General features: G+C 39.1%; 19 protein-coding genes. 13 read left to right on the top strand and 6 right to left on the bottom strand.

Going from position 1 to position 16,856, the window contains the following annotated elements; genetic code table 11:
- The first annotated feature begins 6 nt into the window (after window positions 1-6).
- From hydA to ACQKMR_RS18205, 4 genes are all read left to right on the top strand, one after another.
- Window positions 7-1,425: a dihydropyrimidinase gene (hydA, locus tag ACQKMR_RS18220; protein WP_427698598.1), complete on the top strand. Its 1,419-nt coding sequence runs from the start codon at window positions 7-9 to the stop codon at window positions 1,423-1,425.
- 46 nt (window positions 1,426-1,471) lie between these two features.
- Window positions 1,472-2,956, top strand: coding sequence for an NCS1 family transporter (locus ACQKMR_RS18215; protein ID WP_427698564.1), 1,485 nt, complete (start codon window positions 1,472-1,474; stop codon window positions 2,954-2,956).
- Window positions 2,957-2,972: 16 nt separating this feature from the next.
- A complete protein-coding gene (locus ACQKMR_RS18210; protein ID WP_427698563.1) occupies window positions 2,973-3,185 on the top strand; it encodes a hypothetical protein in 213 nt (70 codons plus the stop codon).
- Between the two features lie 310 nt (window positions 3,186-3,495).
- Window positions 3,496-5,130 (top strand): PucR family transcriptional regulator, encoded by a 1,635-nt coding sequence (locus ACQKMR_RS18205; protein ID WP_427698562.1) that lies wholly within the window; start codon window positions 3,496-3,498, stop codon window positions 5,128-5,130.
- 160 nt (window positions 5,131-5,290) lie between these two features.
- Here the strand turns inward: ACQKMR_RS18205 and yhfH (ACQKMR_RS18200) are convergent, their stop codons facing one another.
- From yhfH (ACQKMR_RS18200) to ACQKMR_RS18180, 5 genes are read right to left on the bottom strand one after another with little or no spacing between them, the layout of a single operon-like run.
- On the bottom strand, window positions 5,291-5,431 hold the full coding sequence (gene yhfH / locus ACQKMR_RS18200) for a protein YhfH (RefSeq protein WP_427698561.1): 141 nt from the start codon (window positions 5,429-5,431) through the stop codon (window positions 5,291-5,293).
- 23 nt (window positions 5,432-5,454) lie between these two features.
- Window positions 5,455-5,595, bottom strand: a complete 141-nt coding sequence (gene yhfH, locus ACQKMR_RS18195; protein WP_427698560.1) for a protein YhfH — start codon at window positions 5,593-5,595, stop codon at window positions 5,455-5,457.
- A gap of 23 nt (window positions 5,596-5,618) precedes the next feature.
- Window positions 5,619-5,759, bottom strand: coding sequence for a protein YhfH (gene yhfH / locus ACQKMR_RS18190; RefSeq protein ID WP_427698559.1), 141 nt, complete (start codon window positions 5,757-5,759; stop codon window positions 5,619-5,621).
- A 29-nt stretch (window positions 5,760-5,788) separates the two neighbouring features.
- Window positions 5,789-5,926, bottom strand: a complete 138-nt coding sequence (yhfH, locus tag ACQKMR_RS18185) for a protein YhfH (protein ID WP_427698558.1) — start codon at window positions 5,924-5,926, stop codon at window positions 5,789-5,791.
- 46 nt (window positions 5,927-5,972) lie between these two features.
- Window positions 5,973-6,101, bottom strand: a complete 129-nt coding sequence (locus ACQKMR_RS18180) for a protein YhfH (RefSeq protein WP_427698557.1) — start codon at window positions 6,099-6,101, stop codon at window positions 5,973-5,975.
- A 552-nt stretch (window positions 6,102-6,653) separates the two neighbouring features.
- Here ACQKMR_RS18180 and ACQKMR_RS18175 point away from each other — a divergent pair.
- On the top strand, window positions 6,654-7,301 hold the full coding sequence (locus tag ACQKMR_RS18175) for a diacylglycerol/lipid kinase family protein (RefSeq protein ID WP_427698556.1): 648 nt from the start codon (window positions 6,654-6,656) through the stop codon (window positions 7,299-7,301).
- A gap of 150 nt (window positions 7,302-7,451) precedes the next feature.
- On the opposite strand, the gene ACQKMR_RS18170 is transcribed toward ACQKMR_RS18175, so the two are convergent.
- Window positions 7,452-7,604, bottom strand: a complete 153-nt coding sequence (locus ACQKMR_RS18170) for a hypothetical protein (RefSeq protein ID WP_427698555.1) — start codon at window positions 7,602-7,604, stop codon at window positions 7,452-7,454.
- A 175-nt stretch (window positions 7,605-7,779) separates the two neighbouring features.
- On the opposite strand from ACQKMR_RS18170, the gene ACQKMR_RS18165 reads away from it, so the two are divergent.
- From ACQKMR_RS18165 to ACQKMR_RS18130, 8 genes are all read left to right on the top strand, one after another.
- Window positions 7,780-9,813 carry a Na+/H+ antiporter gene (locus ACQKMR_RS18165; protein ID WP_427698554.1) on the top strand — a complete coding sequence of 678 codons (2,034 nt, stop codon included), beginning with the start codon at window positions 7,780-7,782 and terminating at the stop codon, window positions 9,811-9,813.
- A 114-nt stretch (window positions 9,814-9,927) separates the two neighbouring features.
- Window positions 9,928-10,422, top strand: coding sequence for a GNAT family N-acetyltransferase (locus ACQKMR_RS18160; RefSeq protein WP_427698553.1), 495 nt, complete (start codon window positions 9,928-9,930; stop codon window positions 10,420-10,422).
- Between the two features lie 306 nt (window positions 10,423-10,728).
- Window positions 10,729-12,114 (top strand): protoporphyrinogen oxidase, encoded by a 1,386-nt coding sequence (locus ACQKMR_RS18155; protein WP_427698552.1) that lies wholly within the window; start codon window positions 10,729-10,731, stop codon window positions 12,112-12,114.
- A gap of 306 nt (window positions 12,115-12,420) precedes the next feature.
- Entirely contained in the window at window positions 12,421-12,963 is a 543-nt protein-coding gene (locus tag ACQKMR_RS18150) for a helix-turn-helix domain-containing protein (protein ID WP_427698551.1), read from the top strand.
- 72 nt (window positions 12,964-13,035) lie between these two features.
- Window positions 13,036-14,145 carry an ABC transporter ATP-binding protein gene (locus ACQKMR_RS18145; protein ID WP_427698550.1) on the top strand — a complete coding sequence of 370 codons (1,110 nt, stop codon included), beginning with the start codon at window positions 13,036-13,038 and terminating at the stop codon, window positions 14,143-14,145.
- Entirely contained in the window at window positions 14,135-14,938 is an 804-nt protein-coding gene (locus tag ACQKMR_RS18140) for an ABC transporter permease (RefSeq protein ID WP_053348246.1), read from the top strand. Before ACQKMR_RS18145 ends, ACQKMR_RS18140 begins: the two co-directional genes overlap by 11 nt.
- Window position 14,939: 1 nt before the next feature.
- Window positions 14,940-15,743 (top strand): ABC transporter permease, encoded by an 804-nt coding sequence (locus ACQKMR_RS18135; RefSeq protein WP_427698549.1) that lies wholly within the window; start codon window positions 14,940-14,942, stop codon window positions 15,741-15,743.
- Window positions 15,740-16,813 (top strand): ABC transporter substrate-binding protein, encoded by a 1,074-nt coding sequence (locus tag ACQKMR_RS18130; protein WP_427698548.1) that lies wholly within the window; start codon window positions 15,740-15,742, stop codon window positions 16,811-16,813. Before ACQKMR_RS18135 ends, ACQKMR_RS18130 begins: the two co-directional genes overlap by 4 nt.
- The last annotated feature ends 43 nt before the right edge of the window (window positions 16,814-16,856 follow it).

Here is a 16,856-nt window from a genome sequence, read left to right as displayed (position 1 = left end):
AAGACTATGAAGAAAATCATTAAAAATGGAATAATTGCAACGGCTGCAGATACGTATCAGGCGGATATTTTAATTGAAAATGAAATCATTACAATGATTGGGAAAGACCTTTCAGCAGAGGGAGCGGAAATCATTGATGCAAAGGGTGCTTATATTTTTCCAGGAGGTATTGACCCGCATACCCATCTTGATATGCCGTTCGGTGGGACTACAACAAAGGATGATTATGAAACAGGTACGATAGCTGCTGCATATGGAGGTACGACTACGGTCATCGACTTTTGTTTGACTGAAAAAGGGGTGCCATTAAAGAAAGCTATTGAAACGTGGCACGAAAAGGCAAATGAAAAAGCAGCTATAGATTATAGTTTTCATTTAATGATTAGTGAAATTAATGATAAGGTTCTGTCTGAGTTGCCAAGTATCATCGAGAATGAAGGGATTTCTTCTTTTAAAGTGTTTATGGCTTACAAGAATGTTTTTCAAGCCGATGATGCGACGCTTTACCGGACGCTGCTTCAAGCGAAAGAACTTGGCGCACTTGTCATGGTCCATGCGGAAAATGGTGATGTGATTGATTATTTAACAAAGCAGGCGCTTGCTGAAGGACATACTGATCCGATTTATCATGCGTTAACAAGGCCTCCGGAACTTGAAGGAGAAGCAACGGGACGAGCAGCCAAGTTGACGGAGATGGCAAACGGTCAGCTTTATGTCGTTCATGTCACATGTGAAGATGCAGTTGAAAAGATTACCGAGGCAAGAAATAAAGGGGTTGATATTTGGGGTGAGACTTGCCCGCAATACTTGGTCCTTGACCAATCCTACCTTGAAAAGCCTAATTTCGAAGGATCTAAATATGTATGGTCTCCACCATTAAGGGAGAAGAGGAATCAGGAAGTACTATGGAATGCTTTAAAAACAGGCCAGTTGCAAACGGTAGGCTCCGACCAATGCTCTTTTGATTTTAAAGGTCAAAAAGATCTCGGGCGTGAAGACTTCACGAAAATACCGAACGGCGGTCCCACGATTGAGGACCGAATGAGTATCCTTTTTTCTGAAGGCGTCAAGAAAGAGCGTATTACCTTGAATCAATTTGTCGACATGACTTCTACACGGGCAGCCAAATTATTTGGATTATTCCCTAAAAAAGGGACGATTGCAGTAGGGTCGGATGCGGATATTGTCATCTTTGATCCGAAGGTGGAGCGGACCATTTCAGCAGATACTCATCATATGGCTGTAGATTATAATGCGTTTGAAGGTATGGAGATTACAGGTGAACCGGTTTCTGTTTTATCACGCGGTCAATTTGTCATTAGAGAAAAACAATTTGTAGGTGAGGCTGGAAAAGGGCAATTCTTGAAACGGGCTAAATATAACACGTCGCTGGAGTCGGATTCAGAGCAAAAGCTTCCTGTCTAAAACGTCTGTAAGGAAAAATAAGCAAATTAATATTGGGGGATTTTATATGAGTGAGAAGAAAGATTATTTAAAGTCTCCCGATTTGCTGCCTATACCTCATAGTGAGAAGAACATAAGTGCAGCCGGTTTTGGATTTATTTGGGTAGGAATGGCTGTAGTTTTGGCCGCCTTTGCAATTGGCGGCAACGGTGTACAAAGCTTAGCGCTTGGCTGGGTCGTGCTGGCAACGGTCATTGCTTGTGTAGTTCTTGGCTTTTTGATGACAATGACAGGAGATATCGGTGTTGAGCATGGCATCTCTTTCCCAGTCTATATGAGGGCGCCATTTGGTACAATTGGTACCCATATTCCATCGGTTGTAAGGGGGTTTGTTGCCTCATGCTGGTTTGGTCTTAACACCTACTTCGGTGCAACTGCAATGAATGCAATCTTTGCAACCCTTTTTAACTTTGATAATTGGTTTATCTGTTTTCTCATTTTTGCCGTTTTACAATTAGTTAACACGGCAATGGGAATCAAGTCGATTGAACGTTTTGCTGACTTAGCAGCACCCATCATCATCTTGATTTCAGGCTGGATGTATTTTACTCTTTCCGATCAAGCTGTGGCCCAAGGAAGAGAGGTATGGACCTGGATTGAAAGTCCGGTAACTGGAGGTGCAGCGGCAACGGCTTTCATGGTCGTCATAATGGCTAATATGGGATTTTGGGGTACGTTGACGGCGGATATGCCGACACTTTCTCGTTATATCAAGGCACCTAAAAATGAAAAAAATTGGTTCAAGCGCAATAAGGGGCAGATTATTGGGAATATTATTACCTATCCCATTACTCAGACGTTCATGGTTATTATCGGAGGGGTCTCTTACATGGCTGTTTCCAATTACGATCCCGTCGTTGCTATACAAGGATCGGCAAGTGGAATTACTCTTGGTGTCCTTTTAATCATGATAGTTTTTGCTCAATGGTCGACGAATACTACGGCCAATGTAATCCCGGCAGCTACCATTTTCTCAAATATCCTGGGTCCTAAAATGCCGTTTTGGGCGGGAGTTGTTGTCGCTGGGTTTATTGGAATCGTAGTTCAGCCATGGAGCTTGTTCGGCATAATAATAGAAGTTTTGTTAATTGTAGGTGGAGTTTTAGCATCCATTGTTGGCATCCTGGTGGCTGATTACTATTTCCTTCGTAAACGCCGTGTTAATGTACCAGAACTATATGAAAGTGAAGGTCAATATAAATACTTGAATGGTGTGAATTGGGCGGGAATCATTTCTTGGGCGATTGGTGGAATAGGTGCCATAGTGTTTTCAAACTATTCGTTTATTGTGGGATTCGTGCTTGGTAGCGCAAGTTATTATGTATTGGCAAAATTTTGGTGGTTTAAGAAATATGAACAAGCCGAAATTATTGACCCAAGTGATGAGAAATATTTAGGTGTTTCAATAGGAAGGGATTGGGAAATCGGAAGTGAATTAGAAATTGAAAAAGAATTGGTTATTACGACTGCTACCGGTGGGGATAATGTGTAAAAAAGGGGGAGTAGAAATGTCCGAATATCAAGAGTATCGCTTAGAAAGGGAACAAATTGATTTTTTACTTGAAAGAGGATATCGAATCACCCGAGTTTCGGAAAATTTAAGTGGGGCTTTTCTTGATTTCGAACTGATAGAGGGTACGAAGCAAGAATGGAAGCAGTTGAATATCAAAACCCCGGAAGGAAGAAAATACTTCTCAACATTGCTTAGGAAGTTGAATTAAAATTTACTTCTAAATTTTAAATGCCGGCCTATTCATCAAATGAATAGGCCACTTTTGTGTGGTTGTCTTGAATCAAAGTTCGGGAATACTTTTGAATCTGAGAAATCAATATTCTTGGCTTTCTGAAAGAAATGGTTAGATAGATAGCCTCAATGTAGAATTTGAGTTTATAGCATCATTTTCAACAATAAATGATGAATTTTTTGTTGAATTTTGACGTTAGATTTTCTGACAAGTGTCTGGAGATTTATAGACTGTCCGTTTATAATAGATTTTATAGCAGTTTTATAGAAGGATGGTGGATAGATGAATGAATACTTCGATTACAATCGAGGAAATTCTAACGCGCAGGCATTTTAATCAGACGGATATAATCGCAGGCAGCAGTGGAATAAAGCGTCAAGTGAAATGGGTCCACTGCATGGAAGTCACCCAAATCAGCCACTTGTTAAATGGAAATGAACTGATTCTGACCACCGGTTTAGGGTGGAAAGATTGTGATGGCACATTTCTTTCCTTTTTAAATCAGCTAATTCAATGTAATGCAGCAGGACTGTGTATAGAGATAGGTACCCACACAATGGCAGTTCCCCAATGTGTCATTGATCTTGCAGATGAACACCAATTCCCTATCATCCTATTTCATCAAGAAGTTCCATTCGTAGAAATTACTCAGGATATTCATTCCCTGATCATTAATAAACAATATCAAATGATTTCCAACTTAGAAAACTACTCCCAACAGCTAAATAAAAATCTCCTCGAAATTGACCATTATGAACCAATTCTAAAATTTCTCCATAGCTATTTAAATGTACAGGTTATTCTTATCTTTAATGAAAACGATATAGCCAGTATTCCAAAAATAAAGAAAAAAATAACCTATCAAATGTTAGTGGAAGTAAATGAAGAAAAGCGAACTTTGAACAAAACTGTTCTTAGACAGCCGATTCAAGTGCTCGGCGAAAATTATGCGGAACTGCTCATTTGCAGTAGCGATAGAGAGTTGACGGATTTTGATTCACTGATCTTGGATCGGACGGCCACCGCTTTGGCTCAGCATCTATTACGGGAATTATATATAGAAGAAAAGAAAATGTCAGAAGAAAGCAAATGGCTGACAAACTGGATTGAAGGGGAGTATAGTGACGAAGCAATCCGTGAGAGGCTTTCCTATATTGATCCGAAAATGCAGCTAGATGGCGGGATTGTTTGCATTTGCAAACAACATCCACGGTATAATAAAAGTTCGGCAAAATTAGATGGAACCTATTTTAAGATAATGTTTAGGACAGTTTTTGAACAATATGGCTTTCAGATTTTCTCTATGGAAGTTCATCAGCACCTTGTCTTCATCTTAGGCGATAATCGTTCATCCGAAGATTGGAAAGAGAGGGTGACAAGTGCCTTGGATCGTATCATGAAAATGGATGTCAGCGGACGTAATCGTATGAGCCTGCTTACTATTGGGTTTGGAAAATACGTTCAAAAGTTAAGTGAGATTTATAAAAGTTATGAAATGGCCCGTGAGACTTTACTGCTTCAGGATACCTTACCAGAGGAGAACAGAAGCTTTTTTTATCAGGACTTACATATGTACCGGATGATTTCTCTAATCAATAAGCATGGTAATTTGGAAGAAACCGTTCATGAATATTTAGGTCCTGTCATCGAGTATGACAAACAAAATAACGGTGAATTGATGCCCACCTTGAAGACCTATCTCGCTTGTAATGGATCGAAACAGGAAACTTCAAAACAACTATTTATTGTCCGGCAAACACTGTATCATCGGCTAGAAAAATTAGAAAAACTGTTAGGGTCAAATTTTATGCGCTCAGATCAACGCCTTGGCATCGAATTCATGATTTTTGCCTTGGATTACTTACAGAACAGTAGTAGGAAGATTAGTGGGAAATATATGGATAAATATGTGGGTAAATAGAAAAAATGAATAAGTTTTAACCAAGGGTGTTCAAAGGACATCCTTTTTATAATGCACTAGAAGGGATCTGGAGTGGCAGGTTAATATATTGGTGATTTTTCGGAAATGTACTGACATCAAAAAGTTGGCCTTTACAGCTTCTTGATGTCAGTAACTTTTTTTAATATTCATCTTTTTTGGAAAGACAGTGGTCACATTCTATGAGGTAAGATTCGGCTTGTTCAGTGATATGATCACCGCACTCGGGACATTGTTTAGGTGGAAGGGTTCTAAAGAACTCTAACGGATTTTTTGTTTGCATGATAGTTTCCTCCTTTAAATTGTTTAGTAGTCTTCTCGTTTAGAAAGGCAGCGGTCGCATTCTATGAGGTAAGATTCGGCTTGTTCAGTGATTTGATCACCACATTCGGGACATTGTTTAGGTGGAAGGGTTCTAAAGAACTCCAACGGATTTTTTGTTTGCATGATAGTTTCCTCCTTTAAATTGTTTAGTAGTCTTCTCGTTTAGAAAGGCAGCGGTCGCATTCCATTAAGTAGGACTCAGTATGTTCGACAATATGATCACCGCACTCAGTGCAATGTTTAGCAGGAATATTGTTGAAAAATTCAATGGGTTTTTTCGTTTGCATGATGGTTTCCTCCTTTTAATTTGGTTAATCTATTCTTCACGTTTGGTAAGACAGCGGTCACATTCCATTAAGTAGGACTCAGCATGTTCGACAATATGATCACCGCACTCGGGGCAATGTTTAGCAGGGATATTGTTGAAAAATTCAATGGATTTTTTCGTTTGCATGATTATTTCCTCCTTTTAATATTTTTATATTTTTTCTTAAAATGATTTATTCTTCACGTTTAGAAAGGCAGCGATTGCATTCCATCAGATCTGAATGTTCGACAAGTGTTTCACCACATTCTGGGCAATGTTTAAATGAATGGTTTATTAATAAACTTGATTGATTTGTTTGCATGTCTCGCTCCTCCTCTATATAGTACAGTTTTCGCTGTCTACTTGTTGTTATAATACAGTATATACCCGAAATTGGAAAATGTATAGGTATTTTACAGAAAATTTAAAAAATATTTCAGATTGAGCACAAAAACCCTATAGGAATAGGGTTCTTGTTAATATTTTTGGGGGGTTATTTATTAAAAAAAGTGAAAATAAGAAGAAATATATAGGTTGAAGAGTGAGGGGAATAAAGAGCGAACAAAAGGTTAGGCAATATTCAATGAAATAGAATAGGGTGTTTATGTAACAGATGAAGTGCAGATAATTTACAGAAAAAACAGATTGATGGCTAACCGGTTACTACTTCTATACGTCTTTTAGGTGCTTGCTCTATATGGTTCAATCTAGGAAAGGGTCTGACTTGTCTGTAGTGTTCCGTTCCTTTTTTTAGTAAACAGATACTTTTGATTCAAAAAAATGAATATTTAGCTCCAGAAAAGAGAGTGTGCGGTTTTAGTACTTCAGTAAAGAGGTTACTTGGTAGTAGAGATACAGTAATGGGAGGTAGCATATGTCAAAAGTGATGATTATCATAAATCCATCTTCAGGGAAAGAAAAGGCAGGACAGATTTTGCCGAATGCAGAAAGGGTACTCGGTGAAATCTATGATCAAGTGGTTGTTCGTAAAACCGAAGCCGAAGGTGATGCTTTGGAGTTTGCTAAGGAATCCTGTGCAGAAAAATTTGATGCAGTTATTTCGATGGGGGGAGATGGAACAGTAAATGAGACAGTGAATGGGTTGGCCGAACAGAAGCACCGGCCTGTTTTCGGGGTTATACCACTAGGTACGGTAAATGATTTCGCTAGGTCCCTTGGCATACCTTTGCATCCTGATGAAGCCATTGAGATGTTAAAAGTAGCGCAGATTAAGAATGCTGACATCGGGAAGATCAATGATCGTTATTTCATGAATGTGTTGGCGGTCGGTGCAATTGCTGAGGCTACCTATAATGTGACCGTTGAGCAAAAAACTCGTCTTGGCTCACTTGCTTATTTTATAGAAGGAGCAAGAACGTTAGTCAAAAAGACTTCGTTTCCTTTAACTGTTGAACATGATCAGGGAAGGTGGTTGGGAGAGTCTTATTTATTAATTGCCACGATGACTAATTCAGTCGGGGGTTTCGAACAACTTGCACCCGAGGCGGAAGTAAATGATTGAAAGCTGCACACATTTATTATTAAAGATTTATCCCTTCCTCTTATTGTCAGGATTATTCCGAGTTTAATGAAGGGCGAGATAAAAGGACATGAAGAAGTAGAATATTTTCAAACGTCCAAGTTGCATTTATCTACTCAGAGGAACTTGCAATCAATATTGATGGCGATGAAGGGTTTCTTTTACCTTTTCAGGCAAATGTGTTGCACAAACACCTTCGTCTTTTTGTTCCGAGAACAACATGAATGTATAGGTATAGAAGTCGAGTACACTAATTGGAGAAACTGATAGGGTAAATGTTGCCAATCACCTCAATATTCATCTTTATCTATCACGCCACGTGTGGGTCAATTGCTTTTATAAAAAGGTATTATTATTCCGTGTGTTTCTAGGAAATAATAGTTATTGAATGAATAAAGGGGTATATATATGGTACGCTTATTGTTATGAAAATAGATGAGAGAGGATGTTAGATGCTTGTATGGAGTTTTTTCTTGTTATATTAGCCCTTCTAATATTAATTGGAATGTCTAATGTAATTAACCATTTTATACCCTTTATACCTGTACCGTTAATTCAAATAGCACTGGGTGTTGTGCTAGCGCTTTTACCTTTTGGTATCCACGTAGAGATGGAGACAGAGCTGTTTTTGCTGTTATTTATCGCCCCTCTTTTATTTAATGATGGGAAGAGTGTGCCCCGTACAGCTCTATGGAAGCTGAGAGCGCCTATTCTCATGCTTGCATTAGGCTTAGTATTCATAACGGTTTGGGCTGGAGGTTATTTAATCAACTGGATGATTCCTTCAATTCCATTGCCGGCTGCATTTGCTTTAGCTGCCATTTTGTCACCTACCGATGTAGTGGCAGTCAGCGCTTTGGCGAGTCGAGTTAAGTTACCTAAGAGCATAATGCACCTTCTTGAAGGAGAAGGGCTCATGAATGATGCCTCAGGTCTAGTTGCCTTTAAATTTGCCGTTGTAGCTACAGTCACTGGTGTTTTCTCCTTAGTGGACGCAACGTTCAGTTTCATATGGATTGCGACTGGTGGTTTTGTAGGAGGAGCAATTATTGCCTTCATCATTATCAGGCTCCGTGTATTTCTTCGCCGTTTAGGAATGGAAGATGTTACGATGCACATGTTAATCCAAATCCTGACTCCTTTTATTATTTTCCTCGCTGTGGAACATTTCCACCTTTCTGGGATTTTAGCGGTCGTGGCTGGGGGTATTGTCCATGCCATTGAACGAGATCGGGAAATATCACCAACGGTAGAACTACAGGTTGTTTCTAAGAGTACATGGTCTGTCATTTTGTATGTACTGAACGGGCTTGTGTTTGTATTACTTGGCCTGCAAATTCCAAGCGTGGCCAAAACTATATTTGCGGATCCAGCCTTCAATAATGGGCAAGTGATCCTATATATTATGGTCATTACACTTTTCCTCTTTGCTTTACGATTCATTTGGCTTATGGCAGCCTGGTCAATTGGCTGGATGACGAAAAAAGTAGGCGTCCAAAAACCAGACTTGAAAGCGGCCGGAATCATTACCATTTCCGGTGTTCGCGGAGCTGTAACGTTAGCGGGTGCGTTCTCTATTCCGTATGTGTTGGCAGATGGAAGTCCTTTCCCGGAGCGTTCGTTAATCATCTTCATTGCAGCAGGTGTCATATTGCTGACTTTGATGGTTGCCAGCGTATTTCTGCCAATCATAGCACGGACAGAAGAAGAGGAAATCGTGGATAAGCAGGCTGATAAAACGAAAGCTGCGACCATTCACACACATCAAGCGGCGATTAAAGTTGTAGAATCCCAAATGACAGATGAAAACCGGGAAGCGGCTTTATCGATTATTTCGAGGTATTGTACCAAGATTAATGCACTGTCCTATGTAGAACAGGAGAAAGAGCCAGCTGCATTAAGGGAAGAAGAAAAGGTTCTTCGCTTTAAAGCCCTTGAAGCAGAGCAAAGATTCCTTGATAAACTTATTAAGGAGGAGAAAGTGGACCGGGAAACGGCATTTATATGCAAGGAATATATTCAACGTATGGAAGGCGCGGTCACAAACCGAATGAAATTCCGTTTTTTCAGGTCAGTAACGCTTTTCAGAAGAAGTATGCTGAGGGTTATTAAATTATTTTTCCCTAATAAAAGTGAAATAAGAAGGATCAATATAGAGAGATTGGAAAAGGTGAGAGACCTTAAAATCAGGATGTATAAAGCCGCCATCCAAGAGATACAAGCGGGTATTACTTCTGAAAACCATGAGACGTCATCCATGATTATTGAAGAGTATAAAGTGCTTATTTTAAAATGCAAACGAGAGAATAGAGGCCGAATCCCTAGTAAAATGGTTGATTATGAAAGAGAGCTATTCTATAAAGCGATTCAGGCAGAACGAGACGAAGTACAGGATATGTTTGAAAAACGACAAATCACACGTGATGTTGCAAATATACTCCGCCAGCAAATCAATTTACGTGAAGCACTAACAATCAATGAAAACATCCATTGAATTTAACCAAAGAAGCGCTGCCGATACATTCGGTAGCGCTTCTTTGGTTAATGGAGGGATTTTCGAAAGAGTTATTGAATAAGAATAGTAATCGTAACTGAAGGAGTGAACCCAATGAAACAGGACCAGAGAATCGAGTCTATCACTTTATCGCCTTATCTGCTGGAACATCATCAGGAGCTGTCACAGTTTTATTTACCGGAAACACAAACATCCTTTTCTGTTCTGCCGGAACAGTCACTACAATACTGCCGGGAAGATGTGGACAGGCATCCTTTCGTTATATTGGCTGATGGTATCCCTGTCGGTTTTTTTGTTTTACACATTGGAGAAAACATTAGCCCTTTCACCAACAATAAGAAAGCAATTTTACTCCGTGGATTTCTCGTTGATCAAAAGTACCAAGGCAAAAAAATTGCGAAGAAAGCCTTGCAAGTCCTTCCGGAATTTGCAAAAGGAATTTTTCCAAACAAAGATTCGATTATTCTTGCAGTGGACGTCATGAACGTGATTGCGAAAACCCTTTATGAGAAATCGGGATTTCAAGATACAGGAATTCAAAAAGAAGGAAAAAGCGGGTGGATGCAGATAATGGAATATATATTATGAGACGGAACGAGTGAGGGAAATGATAATGCCTTGCATTTGATGGCTGGTCTATGGAGGGTATTGCTTTCCTTCGGGATTGGAGAAAAAGAAAAAGGAACCGCACATAATTATAGATTCATTCGATTACGAATTAATAAAATGCAAAGGGCGATTAGACTTTTCGAAACAGGAAAGGTCTATTTCTTTGTCTAATTTGTTACATGTCATCATAGAAATATACATGATTTATATAGTGGTTTTAATAATGCGGCTGCCTTATGGTACACTTTACTTAATGATAATTATGTTAATTGAGGTGTGATTCTATTGAAAACAGTAGTAGTTATCGGCGGAGGCATTACCGGTTTATCAACGATGTATTATTTACAAAAAGCAGCTAAAGCTAACAGTATCTCTGTACGCTTAGTATTAATAGAAGGCAATGAGAAATTAGGCGGAAAAATCATGACAGTGCAGGATGGTCCATTTAAAATAGAAACTGGTGCTGATTCAATTGTTGCCAGAAAACAAAATATAAAACCGCTCCTTAATGAATTGAACCTAGAGGATCAAGTGGTTTATAACGCAACAGGAAAATCATTTATCCATACGGATGGTGAGCTGAAGAAAATCCCGGAAGATGCCCTGTACGGGATTCCAATGAGCTTAGAGTCTTTGGCGAAGAGTGAACTTGTATCTGCACAGGGAAAGGTCGATGCATTAAAGGATTTTTATACAAAAAATGAGACGTTTACGAAGAATGACTCAATCGGCTTATTTCTTGAAAGCTTCTTAGGTAAGGAATTGGTGCAGAAACAGATTTCGCCAGTCCTATCTGGTGTTTATTCAGGGGAATTAAATGAACTGACTATTGCTAAAACCCTGCCTGAGATGTTGGATTATAAAAATGAATATGGTAGCATCATTCGCGGGCTATCGGAAAATAAACATAAATACCAGAGCAAGGGTAATAAGAAGTTTCTTTCATTTAAAAACGGCTTATCTATGTTAGTTGAACGATTAGAAGAACATCTAGATACGGTGGAGATTTTAAAAGGGACTCTGGCGGAAAAAATAAGAAGGAATGACGATCGGTATATAATTTCATTAGCAAACGGTGAAACACTTGAAACTGACTTCATCGTATTGAGTACACCGCATACGACTGCCCAGAAATTATTAGGTGATCAGGAACTGGATAGAGATTTCACTGGCTTAATCAATAGCTCGATGATTAGCATTTATCTTGGATTTGATATACCAGATAGCAATCTCCCAAATGATGGAACAGGTTTTATTGTGGGTGATAATAGTGATTTAATCTGTAACGCCTGTACGTGGACGAGCAGGAAATGGGAGCATACCTCTAAAAACAGTCAACTTTTAGTAAGGCTCTTTTATAAAAGCTCAAGTCCAGACTATGATCGATTACAGTCCCTTAAGAAACAGGAATTAATAAAGGTGGCTTTAAGTGATATTAAAAATAGCTTGGGTATTACCGGGACTCCCATTACTAGTGAAGTGACAAAATGGCATGAAGATATGCCGAACTACCATATAAAGCATCCTCACATTGTTCAATCGTTGGAGGCGAAAATCGCCGCAAATTATCCAAACGTGTTGCTTGCAGGTTGTTCGTATTATGGTGTAGGAATTCCTGACTGTATTGCAAATGGGGAAAAAAAAGCGCGGGAGATTTGTGAGAAGTGGTAATAAGAGGACTGCCAGTGGCAGTCCTCTTATTATTATTTTTTAGCTCATTTAATCAACAGATTAATCTAAATGCAAATACTAGAAGCATCCTGGATTTTATAAATCTTCTCAGCCTCGGTCTGCCAATTGGCGTTTCCTTTATCTACTTCAGATTTTCCTCATTTAATAAGGCACTTTCATTTAATTTCCGTTGAAGTTTTACTCATTTCCTGTATAATAAAATCGTTAAATTAAACATAAAGTTTACTAATACAAAACTTTATGCACTTTGAGTTTACTATTTGTAAACCGATTGAGGGTAAAATTATGCAAATTGGAAAAAAAATAAAAAACCTTCGTTTGAAAAAGGGTTTGACCCAAGAAGAGTTAGGAGAAAGAACTGATTTAAGCAAAGGGTATATTTCACAATTAGAAAGAGATTTGAGTTCACCTTCAATTGAAACTTTCTTCAATATTTTAGAAGTACTAGGCTGTACCCCAAAGCAATTCTTCGATGAAGAGGAACAGGTCCAGAAAGTAGTTTATGAGGAAGAAGCACAAACATTTTTTATCGATGAGGAACGAGGCTATCAAATTCAATGGCTTGTACCTGAATCGAATGAGAAGGAAATGGAACCAATCCTTTTGACTCTTCAGGAAAAAGGGGAATTCAAACGATTTGAACCATCTTTGTCAGAAACCTTCGGATATGTATTAAGTGGCAGGGTTATTGTAAAGCTAGGTACACATACTTATCTCGTGAAAGCCGGGGAATCAATTTATTTTCATGCATCTGATGAACATCAAATCATCAATGATTTTGATGGTCCATCTGAGTTATTACTTGTGGTGACGGAATCATATTTATAGAAACAAACATATGCAGCCGGTTGTTTAGGGTAAAAATAGATTATGTAAGGTAATGGAAAGAGGGAAGTAGCTATGATAAACGAGAAGATAATACGCTTCGAACACGTTACAAAGCAATTTGATGATGATACCGTTGTTCTCGATAATGTTAGTTTTGAAGTTGAGAGGGGCAAGTTCTACACACTCTTAGGACCTTCAGGCTGTGGTAAGACCACTATCCTTCGCTTGATTGCTGGATTTACGGAAGCCTCCAAGGGTGATATCTATTTTGAAGGAAAAAAAATCAATAATGTTCCAGCCAATAAACGACAAGTTAATACGGTTTTTCAAGATTATGCACTTTTTCCGCATTTAAATGTGTTTGAAAATGTGGCATTCGGGCTCCGGATCAAAAAAATGAAAAATACGGATGTAGAAATAAAGGTAAAGGAAGCTCTGAGCTTTGTAAATTTGGAGGGCTATGAAAAACGTGAGATTAGGGAAATGTCCGGCGGTCAGCGCCAACGGGTAGCGATTGCCCGAGCGATTGTTAATGAACCAGAAGTCATCCTTCTTGATGAACCGTTATCTGCCCTTGATTTGAAATTGCGTACAGAAATGCAATATGAATTACGTGAGCTACAACAAAGGCTTGGAATCACCTTTATCTTCGTCACTCATGATCAAGAGGAAGCACTCGCGATGTCGGATGAAATTTTTGTCCTTAACAAAGGAAAAATTCAGCAAAGTGGGCCGCCTACGGATATTTATGATGAGCCGCTGAATCGATTTGTTGCAGATTTCATTGGTGAGTCTAACATCGTAAAAGGGAAAATGATTGAAGATTATCTAGTGGAATTTGTCGGCAGGCAATTTGAATGCGTCGATCAAGGTTTGAATCGAAATGAAGCTGTGGATATTGTCATCCGTCCAGAAGATTTGGAGATTACTTCTGTTGATCGCGGGAAACTGCGGGTTCGGGTGGATTCTCAGCTATTTCGTGGTGTGCATTACGAAATCAGCTGCTATGACCATGATGGTAATGAATGGCTTGTCCAATCTACTAAAAAGGCGACAGTTGGAGACGAAATTGGACTGTATTTCGATCCTGAAGCGATTCACGTCATGAGGTTAGGGGAAACAGAGGAAGAATTCGATAAGCGTCTAGAAGCGTATCATGATGGGGAAAGTCATGCAGAATAAAATGTCCCGTAATATTTACTTCATTCCTTATGTCCTATGGATTGCTCTATTTGTTATTGCGCCTATTCTGCTAATCCTTTATTATTCCTTTTTTGATATCGAAGGAAATTTATCATTGATTAACTATCAAAAATTCTTTACACCTGTTTATTTAAAAATGACTCTGAGCTCATTTTGGTATGCTTTTTTAATTACAGGGATATCGCTGTTAGTGGCCTATCCGACGGCTTACTTGTTGACAAAAACCAAACATAAGCAGTTGTGGCTGTTACTGATCATCGTACCTTCCTGGATTAATTTACTCTTAAAAGCTTATGCTTTTATCGGCATTTTTGGCACATATGGTGTGGCGAATGGTTTTCTAGAAGCGATAGGAATTGGGAAGCAGCAAATTCTCTTTACTGATTTCAGTTTCATTTTCGTTTCGGTTTATATATTTATCCCGTTCATGATCTTACCGATATTCAATGCACTGGACGAAATGAATCCAACACTTTTGGATGCGGCCAATGACTTAGGAGCGTCCAGATGGATGACATTCCGCCGCGTGATTTTCCCGTTAACAATTGATGGTGTTAAGACGGGGTGCCAGGTCGTATTCATCCCGGCACTTTCATTGTTCATGCTGACAAGATTGATCGCCGGTAACCGTGTCATTACCCTTGGTACGGCAATCGAGCAGCATTTTCTAGTGACACAGGATTGGGGAATGGGTTCCACAATTGCTGTCTTTTTGATTATAATAATGTTCCTGATTATGTTTGTAACGGGTAACCGAAAGCAGGGTGTGTAAATTGAGTAATAAATTATCACCATTATCAAAAGCGTTTCTCGTTTTGATTTTTCTAGTACTCTATGCACCGATTTTCTTTTTAGTATTTTACTCGTTTAACAGCGGTGGAACGATGTATAACTTTAAAGGGTTTACCTTGGAGTGGTACAAGGAGCTATTCCAAGATACAAGATTGTTGATCATTGTATTAAATACACTTGTGATTGCTTTATTATCTGCACTTATCGCTACGATCATTGGCGTGATTGGAGCAATTGGAATCCGCTCCTTTGCGAGCAGTAAAGCAAAAAATACGTTATTGTCTCTGAATAACGTATTGATCGTCAGCCCAGATGTAATTATCGGTGCCTCCTTCCTGATTCTTTTCACAATGGCCGGAATTAAGCTCGGGTTTTACTCCGTACTGTTGTCACACATCGCCTTCAGTATTCCTATTGTTGTTCTACTCGTGCTTCCAAAACTTCAGGAAATGAGTCCGACCTTAATCGATGCGGCCCGTGATTTAGGGGCAAGTCGGTGGGATGTATTGACAAAGGTTATCCTGCCTTACATTTTACCAGGTATCTTTGCTGGGTTTTTTATGGCTTTGACTTATTCACTCGATGATTTTGCGGTTACATTTTTTGTGACCGGTAACGGATTCTCGACCCTTTCCGTGGAAATCTATTCATTGGCTCGCCGTGGAATTTCATTAAATATTAATGCGTTATCGACATTGCTGTTCGCAGTAACACTTCTGTTGGTTGTCGTTTATTATTTTATTACTCAACGAGTCAGGCAGACGGGAATGGGGGGGAGACGATGAAAAAGCTCGTCCAAATGTTCTTAGTCATTTCTGTCGTATCTGCCTTGCTTTTATATGCGATTTCAAGATTGAATACATCGCAGGGATTTACGAGCAGCAATACGCTTACCATCTATAATTGGGGCGATTACATCGATCCAGATTTAATCGACCGTTTTGAAGAAGAAACAGGCACCAAGGTCATTTATGAGACGTTCGATTCTAATGAAGCAATGATGACCAAAATCGAACAGGGCGGTACGACTTATGATATCGCTATCCCGTCAGAATATATGATTGATAAAATGCGTGAAGAAAATTTACTTGTTCCCTTGGATCATTCCAAGCTTCCTAATTTGAAAAATATCGACGAGCGATTTATTAACCTGCCGTTTGATCCAGAAAATAAATTTTCTGTTCCTTACTTCTGGGGAACTGTTGGTATTGTTTATAATTCTAAGATGCTTGGTGGTAAAGAGATTACAGCCTGGGCAGATTTATGGGATAAGGATTTGAAAAATGAAATCCTCTTAACAGATGGTGCCCGAGAAGTAATTGGTATGGGGCTGAACTCTTTGAATTATTCCCTGAATGATAAGAATGAAGAACATCTTCAAGAGGCAAAAGCCAAGCTAGACAAACTCACTCCGAACATTAAAGCAATTGTTGGGGATGAAAGCCGCATGCTATTGGAAGCACAGGAGGCGGCGATTGGTCTGGTTTGGTCGGGAGTGGCTTCTGAAATTATGGCTGAAAATGAAGATCTTGAATATGTGGTTCCAGAAGAGGGGTCCAATTTATGGTTTGATAATATGGTTATACCGAAAACGACCAAAAATGTGGACGCTGCTCATCAGTTTATCAATTTCATGCTGGATCCAGAAGTAGCGGCACAAAATGCTGAATATGTTAGCTACTCAACTCCTAATAAAGAAGCGTTGAAATATATGCCGGAAGAAGTAGTGAAGGATGAACGTTTTTATCCATCACCAGAACTAACAGAGAAACTGGAAGTGTACGAAAACCTTGGGAAGAAAAACTTAGCCCATTACAACGAACTCTTTTTGGAATTCAAAATGCATCGTAAATAACACAAGAAAAAGCATGGTTTGAGAGGAATCCTCTTCTTAGACC

The organism is Peribacillus sp. NPDC096540, from assembly GCF_050278525.1.
Lineage (GTDB): Bacteria > Bacillota > Bacilli > Bacillales > DSM-1321 > Peribacillus.
The sequence above is the reverse complement of the archived record's forward strand: the minus strand, read 5'-3'. Positions and strand labels throughout refer to the sequence as shown.